The organism is Chitinivorax sp. B (assembly GCF_005503445.1).
In the GTDB taxonomy this organism is placed as follows: Bacteria; Pseudomonadota; Gammaproteobacteria; order Burkholderiales; family SCOH01; genus Chitinivorax.
Genome location: NZ_SCOH01000085.1, coordinates 1 through 7,275 on the forward strand (window position 1 = coordinate 1; position 7,275 = coordinate 7,275).

At 56.0% G+C, this 7,275-nt stretch carries 5 protein-coding genes; all 5 read right to left on the bottom strand.

Annotated features, from left to right (window positions below):
• Positions 1 to 420: 420 nt before the first annotated feature.
• Positions 421 to 951, bottom strand: coding sequence for a CPCC family cysteine-rich protein (locus tag FFS57_RS23990; RefSeq protein WP_137940359.1), 531 nt, complete (start codon positions 949 to 951; stop codon positions 421 to 423).
• A 78-nt stretch (positions 952 to 1,029) separates the two neighbouring features.
• Positions 1,030 to 1,527 carry a hypothetical protein gene (locus FFS57_RS23995; RefSeq protein WP_249384152.1) on the bottom strand — a complete coding sequence of 166 codons (498 nt, stop codon included), beginning with the start codon at positions 1,525 to 1,527 and terminating at the stop codon, positions 1,030 to 1,032.
• Positions 1,517 to 5,821: an RHS repeat-associated core domain-containing protein gene (locus tag FFS57_RS24000; RefSeq protein ID WP_137940360.1), complete on the bottom strand. Its 4,305-nt coding sequence runs from the start codon at positions 5,819 to 5,821 to the stop codon at positions 1,517 to 1,519. The genes FFS57_RS23995 and FFS57_RS24000 overlap by 11 nt, the downstream gene beginning before the upstream one ends.
• Positions 5,822 to 5,897: 76 nt before the next feature.
• On the bottom strand, positions 5,898 to 6,353 hold the full coding sequence (locus tag FFS57_RS24005) for a DcrB-related protein (protein WP_137940361.1): 456 nt from the start codon (positions 6,351 to 6,353) through the stop codon (positions 5,898 to 5,900).
• Positions 6,354 to 6,426: 73 nt separating this feature from the next.
• A partial coding sequence (gene tssI, locus FFS57_RS26145) for a type VI secretion system tip protein TssI/VgrG (protein ID WP_137940362.1) occupies positions 6,427 to 7,275 on the bottom strand: 849 nt, incomplete at its 5' end.

Sequence of the window (7,275 nt, forward strand, 5' to 3'; positions counted from 1 at the left end):
AGCGCAAGGACAGTGTCGCGGGCAAACGACAGCGGGCAGCATGGGATCCGCGCTTCAGAACTGAGCTTTTATTTGATTAAACAAGGAGTAAAGTTCGATCCCGCCCTGCCCTGATCCGACATCATCTCGCCAAGTCTATCCACTCTATCAACAATCGAAACTTTACACCCTCGAAACTCCCCTTCCGCAATGTAGCGCCCTTTTTTGTCTACGCTGCGGAAGTCAGTATCAAGCGCTCTCTCTACCTTTCTAATCAGATTCATAAAATCAACATCTTCGTTCAGGACGATACTTAAACATCTTGCCTGCATGCCTACACACCCATGATTAACTAATGGTTATCCAGTTGCGCAAATACTTGCAAAGCTACTGACATGATATTTACACCAAAATATCTAATAACAAGTTGTTTGAATATTGTTACAACTTGATCCACTTTTCTTTCAGATAACCAACTTCCGAAAGAGCAAACTCATCTCTGGCTTGTTGCAATGTTTTTCTATTGACTCCGCTAAATACTTTCATATTTTGTGTACCATCGTCCTCCCATTTGCATAGTGGACATATTTCGTATTCTCCATGCGACGTCAATGTTCGAAAGGAGCAACAAGGACACACCTCCAGAACCTCAACGTCACCAGTCACACATACATCTTCGCCTTCTAAGGCATTGAGTTCATTGTTGATATGCGAGTTGGTTACGCCGCGATACTGTGACATTAGTGCCAGCATAATCAATGGATCATACTTATCCGGTTCACAGTCCGATGGTGAATCGTCAGAACAAGCTAGCTCGCTCTTGAGCGCTTCTGGTAATAAATCATACCCTTTTTCATCTGACGATATTCCCCACCAATTCAATAATGTAGACTCCCGTTCTTCCAGGGCAAGCTCCGTCAACTTGGCTTTGCATATAATCTGTACGCAAGCTATTCGATTAGCAATAATCATCTAATGATTTCCAAGGTGAAATCAACCCGACATGCATACCGGAACCATCTTCACCATTAGCAAATCATCATGAATATATTATGACTTGCCTGTATGTAACTTAGGATTCCAAGAAGAAAAATCAGATACGTAAATTTCATTTAGAGTCACGGTCATTGGGATCTGATCGATGCTATCAGCAATTTCATCATAAGGGGGTGGCAAGACAAAGGAAAAGCCAAAATCATCATCTACAATAATTGATCCGTTAAAAATGCGCTGCCTACAAGTCACCTTTACTATCTCTCCCATTGCCTGCCCGGCGAAAAGAATTCCTTTATACAGGCCCTTGTATTTGACATTACATCCAACTGAAAAAATATTTCCATCAGGCATGGTTGCTATTGTTAGTGTGTCATTCAATACATACGAAATTCTGATTGAGTCATCTGGTAATGCATACTCCCTTTGTTTAACTTCAAAACTTGAATACATCTCATTGACATAATCATCAATCTTGCTATTTATAAACACATTTCCAATGGACGTGCCAGAAACTATATTCGCATTGAAATCAATCATCCAATCACCCGCCATTCATCAATACACCGTCAACGTAAACAGGGGAGTCTTTAATCATATCGTAGTTCTTAAACTCACCATGCCCAATACGACCAAATACTACATCTTCACCATTCTTACCAACTTTATATACCTTCCAGTAATCATTGCCATGAACATTGGGTTGGGTTGGACTCCCTCCTGGGTGATAGTCAAGCTTATATGTTGTTCCCGCCTTGGTCGTTCTAACATACTGAATATGCTGAATTGCATTTGGATTACTTGCTTGCGGGTAAGTCTTAGTCCAGCCACGCCCAGTCAGGTATGCATCCACATCTACAGGTTTTTTACCTGTCAACTTATCGACCCATCTTTGCGTTGTCCGGTTCTTTCCAGCAAATCCACATTTAAGGCCCAGCGGATCCACCCACCCCGTCGGATTCGGCGCATAGGCGTAAAGGTTCACCCCACCCAACAACCCAATCGGATCATGATTGATGAACCGCCCCACATCCGGGTCATAGTAGCGGAAGGTGTTGTAGTGCAGGCCGGTGCTGTCGTCGGCGTATTGCCCGGCAAAACGCAGTGGTTGCTCGAAGTTGCTTTGGCCGCTGTCGGTGTGCTGGCCATCGACCTTGCCCCATGCTTCATAGCGCCCGGCCCAGACCAGCTGTCCGGCTTGGTCAGTGACTTCCTGCGGGGTGCCGATCTGGTCGGTGTGGAAGTAGTATAGCTGGCTGGACTGGACCACCCCGTGGCCGTCCTGCCATTGATCGATCCGTGCCAGCGGGGCGTAGACCTGTTCGGTTTCATAGAGATAGGTGCGTACCTGCCGGCAAGCTTCAGCAGGTGCCTGGGTGCCGACCGGGTCGTGCAGTTCCTGCAGCAGGCGCAGCCCTTGCCAGACGAAGCGGGTGTGGCTGTGCGGCTTGGCCGGTTCGTGGCCGTAGATGGATTGGCTGCTGACCTGCTTGCCGATGCGCCGCCCCAGTACGTCGTAGTCGAAACGGGTGATGGTGCGGGTATCGCGTTGGGTATGTTCGGCCAGCAGCAGCCGGTCGTCGGCATCGTACACCAAGCGCAAGGTGGTGTGACTGCCTTTGCGTTTTTCGATCAGGTTGCCGTAGGCATCGTAGTCAAAGCGCAGGTCCTGGTATACCCGCAGCCGGTTGTCCTGGACGTAGCCGTCGCTGCCTTGCAGGTTGCCGGCGGCATCATAACGGAACTGCTGTTGCTGGCTTTGTCCGAACGGGGCCGGTTGGCTGCAGCTGATCAGGTAGCCGGCCGGGTTATATTGGTAGTCGATCTGGCCACGTAGCTTGTCGTGTTGTTGTAGCAGGTCACCCCGCTGGTTGTAGCGATACTGCCGCCACAACTGGCCCTGGCCGGGGGTTGGCTGCGGTGCGGCCGGCAAGCTGGGGCGGGCCGTCCCGGTGGCGGGCCCTTGGCGCCAGTCACTGCTTTGCCATTGCTTGCGGCCGAGGGCATCGTAGCCGAAGGCGGTCTGCAGTTGCCCCTGGCTGCGCAGGATTTCCCGGTGCAGGTCGTCGCGTTCGATGTCGCTGATGACCTGATCATCCAGCCGGATCTGGTGCAGGTGGCCGCTGCCATAGCGCAGGAAGCCGAGTTGCTGGCCTTGTGGCAGGGTCAGCTGGCTGAGGTTGCCCAGGTCGTCGCTGTGATAGCGCAGGCTGCCATGGCGGCTGTGTTCGGCCAGCAGTTGGCCGGCGGCGTCGTATTCCAGGCGCAACTGGTCGGGCTGGACGCCCAGCAGTTGGCCGGCCGCGGTGGGTTGCCGTTCAATGTGCAGCGGGCGGCCGAGCGGATCATAGTGGTAGCGGGTGATAGCGGTGCCATGCTCGCGCTGCAGCAGTCGACCCAACGGGTCGTACTGGTAGTGGGTGGTACGCGACAGCGGGCGGCCATCGGCCTGGGTACCGGTGGTGGTGTCCTGTTGCAGCCAGCCGGCCGGATGGTACTGGTAGTGTTTGCTGAGGCCGTCCAGGCGGTGTTCGCTCAGCAGCCGGTCGGCAGCGTCGTAGTCGAAGCGGTAGGCGGCACCATTGGGGTTGGTGAGCCGGGTCAGGCGGCCGTAGGCGTCGTAGTCGTAGCGGGTGGTGTGCTGGGCGACGTTGCGGTGTTGCAGCAGTAGTCCGCGCGGGTCGTACCGCCAGTGCTGCTCCATTTGTTGCGGATCACGGTAACGGCTGAGCAGCCCACTCGGGTCATACTCGAACTGTTCATGACTGCCATCGGCGTAGTCTATGCGGGTGACCTGACCGGCCTCATCGCGCTGGTAACGGGTCTGCTGGCCCAGGGCATCGGTGATGCCGTGCAGACGGTGTCGGGCATCGTAGTGGTAATGGGTGGTCTTGCCGGAACAGTCGACCTGCCGTTGCAATTGACCACGCGGGGTCCAGAAGAATTGCCGGCGTCCGCCACGGGCATCGATATGGGCGACCGGCAAGGCGTCGCGCTGGTATTCGTAGCGTTCGACGCGGCCGAGCGGGTCGCGCCGGCTGAGCAGGCGGCCTTGCAGGTCGTACTCGGCATGCCAACTGCTGCCGTCCGGCAGGTCCAGGCGCACCACCTGCTGGCTGTTGCCATGGTACTGGTAGCGGGTGATCTGGCCGAGCGGGTCGGTTTCCTGCTGTAGGCGGCCCAGGACATCGTATTCGAACTGTATCTGGCGGTCACCGGGCAAGTGGACGCGGACCGGGTGGCCATCGGCGTTGTAGTCAGTGCGGTATTCGTTGCCATCCAGGTCACGGCAGGCGGTGATCTGGTGATGATCGTCATACTGCCAATGGACGGTCCGGCCGAGGCTGTCGGTGACCCAGCTCTGGCGGTTGGCCGGGTCGTACCGGTACTGGTAGTGTTCGCCGCTACTGGTGCTGTGCTCGACCACCCGCGACTGGCCATCAATCGTTTCCCAGCGGTAGTCGCAGGTGAAACCGAGCAGGTCCTGTTGCTGCACCATCAATCCGTCCTGATAGCTGAAACGGCGGGTGCACTGCCCTTGCGCATTGAACACAGCCTGCAGTTGGCCAGCATGGTCGTACTGGTAACGGGCAAGGATACGGGGGGTGACATCGGCACCCGGTAGCGCTACCGGGTGATGGGTCAGCAGGCTCAAGCGGTCCTGCAGTGGTTCATAGTCGCAGCGCAGCCGGTTACCGCTGGGGCTGACGATCTGTTGTAAGCGGCCGTCGACGTAGTCAAATTGCAGCGCCTGTCCCAGTTGGTCTTCCAGCCGTTGCAGCCGGGCGGGTTGGCCATCGGCCGGCAGGTGTCCGAAGATGAAGTAGGTCTGGTCCAGGTCATAGACCAGGTAGCGGCCATCCGGCAGGCAGCCGAGGTATTTCTGTTCGGCGGCGGCGAAGCTGTTCTCGCCGGGGTGAACCAGCGGAAAGGCGATGGTGCGACCCTGGGCATCGCAATACACGAGGTGCTCATCCTGCCGCTGCAGGGTGATTTCCCAAGGCATGCGCCAACCGCGGCCGAGCAGACCGGCATCGGTCAGTCCGCTGCTGTAGAAGCGCTGGATCAGGATCGGCAACCGGTCATCGATGGCGCCATCGATTTCCTGCTGCGCCAGCAACAGTTTGCGGCCGGTGGTGGCTTCCACCGGGTGGCCGGTCAATGCGCCCCAGGCACGGCCGATGGCCGGGGCAACCACGTAGCGGGACAGGGCTTCACCGGCCATGTAACCACCGATGAATTTGGCGGCACAGGGCAGCATGGCCCGCAGCGGGGTGCCAGCGGCATTGCGCAGCAGGCCGGCCAAGCCCCCGACCAGGCCGGCGGCGGTGAAGGCCCAATCGACATAGGTGCGGTAACGGTCGGGGATTTCTTTCTCGATCGGCAGGTACTGCACCCGCCCCCCGCCGATGAACACATTCGGCGAACCAGTATCGATCTCGGCATCGCAGGTGGTGTGATCGCCCTTGCGGGCAGCCGCCTGGCTGTTGATGAAGACGTTGCCGGAGCCTTCGGCGATGAATTGTGCCGGGCTATCCTTGCTGCAGTTGACGGCGCTGCGCACGGCGTGGGCCGCCGGTTTGCTGTTGGTGAACACATCCGGGCTGCCGGTGGCGATCGCCCCGGTGACGCTGCGGATGCTGCTGCCAATCGCCTCCCCGCCCGCCAACAGCGCCTGCGCCCCCAAACCCGCCGCCAACCCCGCCAGCAAGGCCACACCAAATCCACAGGTGAAGGTCGCGAACGCCACTGCCGCAATCAGTGCCACGCCCAGCAGGGCTCCCATCAAAAATCCCGCCAGCGCGCTGCTGTGGCTGATCGGGTCCCCTACCCTCGCCGCTTCGTACATGTAGATGCTATTCCTTAGACTTCAGTTGTTTGATCGATTGCTGCAATGCCTTGGTGGTGGGTGATACAGACTGCGCTCAGGCACCTCTTGGCACGAAGCTGCCCAACCACTCATCCCACAGCTGATCGAAGGTTGCATCCAACGCATGCGCGCAGCTTGCGGAAAAAATCAACGCCCGCTCCGGGCTGATCAAGAATGCAGCCTGACGTTGCCAAACAGTGACTTTGCCATTCTTATAGTGGGCATCAATATGTTCACCTTCAATCGACTGGCTGTCACGCCCCAGCACCGCAACCTGACGCCGATCAACCTTATGGCCGGTCAACTTGGACTTCATGATGCCCAACTGTCGATCGACATATGTTGTCAACGTTTCACCGTCCAGCAGCTGATCCCGGGCAATGCTCAGATTCGGTGCACTGGCCGTTCGATCCAGCACGATAAATACATTGGCAGTACGGTCACTAAAGCCTGCGGGCAACACAATGCTACCCTCATGCAGATGGTACAGGTCATTTTCGGTATTGCTCATCGCTTCACTGTTCTTGGATTGAAATGACGGACATCAACCACGCTGACCGGCCATCTTGCCGGCCAGGTCGCTGTTATTTATTGATATTGACTGGCGCGCCCTGAATGATATGTTGCGCAGTCGAGGTCGACGTGATGGTCGTCCCGTTGATCTTGATGTTGACACCCTGAATATCGATATTGCCATCTTTATCCATGGTGATCTTGCTTGATCCGACTTCCAGCGTAATGGTGGTTTCCGCCTTGATCTTCACATATTGCGTTTCTGCAGTCAGATCGATGTACTGCTTGGCCTTGGCATCAATATAGGCATCAGTCGACTGAAACGAGATCTGTTGTTTGACCTTGGTTCGTTGGTAGCCGCTGGTGACATCGACAGTATGTTCCGGCCCATTGATGACGGTATTCTTTTTATTCTGTACCGTCGTGACCATATCCTTTTGAGAATGGATATTGATCAGCTCGCTGCCCTTGGTGTCGTGAATCACCATTTCACTGAATCCCCCACCACCTGGGGTGGAACGGCTCTTGAAACCCATCATGTGGGCGCCGTCGGGCAGCTTGTACGGGGCAGGCTGGTCGGCATTGAACAGCCTGCCGGTACAGATCGGACGATCCGGATCCCCTTCCAGGAAATCGATAATCACCTCCTGCGCAATACGTGGGATAGCGACCGTCCCCCAGCCCTGGCCAGCCCACGGTTGCGAAACACGAATCCAGCAACTACTGCGCTCATCTCGTCGACCATGACGATCCCAGTGAAATTGCACCTTGATACGACCATACTGATCGGTATGGATTTCCTGGCCTTTAGGGCCACCCCTTTCAAGGTCTTGTTGAGCAATCAGGTGTATCCTGCTGATTGCAATGCGTACGAGGGAGAGCGGAAATCTGGCAAGCGATTGTGGAGCGATTTGAGCAGC

Bases quoted from the DNA above. Each gene is read 5' to 3' on its own strand.
- FFS57_RS24000 (WP_137940360.1), bottom strand. From the start codon at position 5,821: ATGTACGAAGCGGCGAGGGTAGGGGACCCGATCAGCCACAGCAGCGCG.
- FFS57_RS23990 (WP_137940359.1), bottom strand. From the start codon at position 951: ATGATTATTGCTAATCGAATAGCTTGCGTACAGATTATATGCAAAGCC.
- FFS57_RS24005 (WP_137940361.1), bottom strand. From the start codon at position 6,353: ATGAGCAATACCGAAAATGACCTGTACCATCTGCATGAGGGTAGCATT.
- FFS57_RS23995 (WP_249384152.1), bottom strand. From the start codon at position 1,527: ATGGCGGGTGATTGGATGATTGATTTCAATGCGAATATAGTTTCTGGC.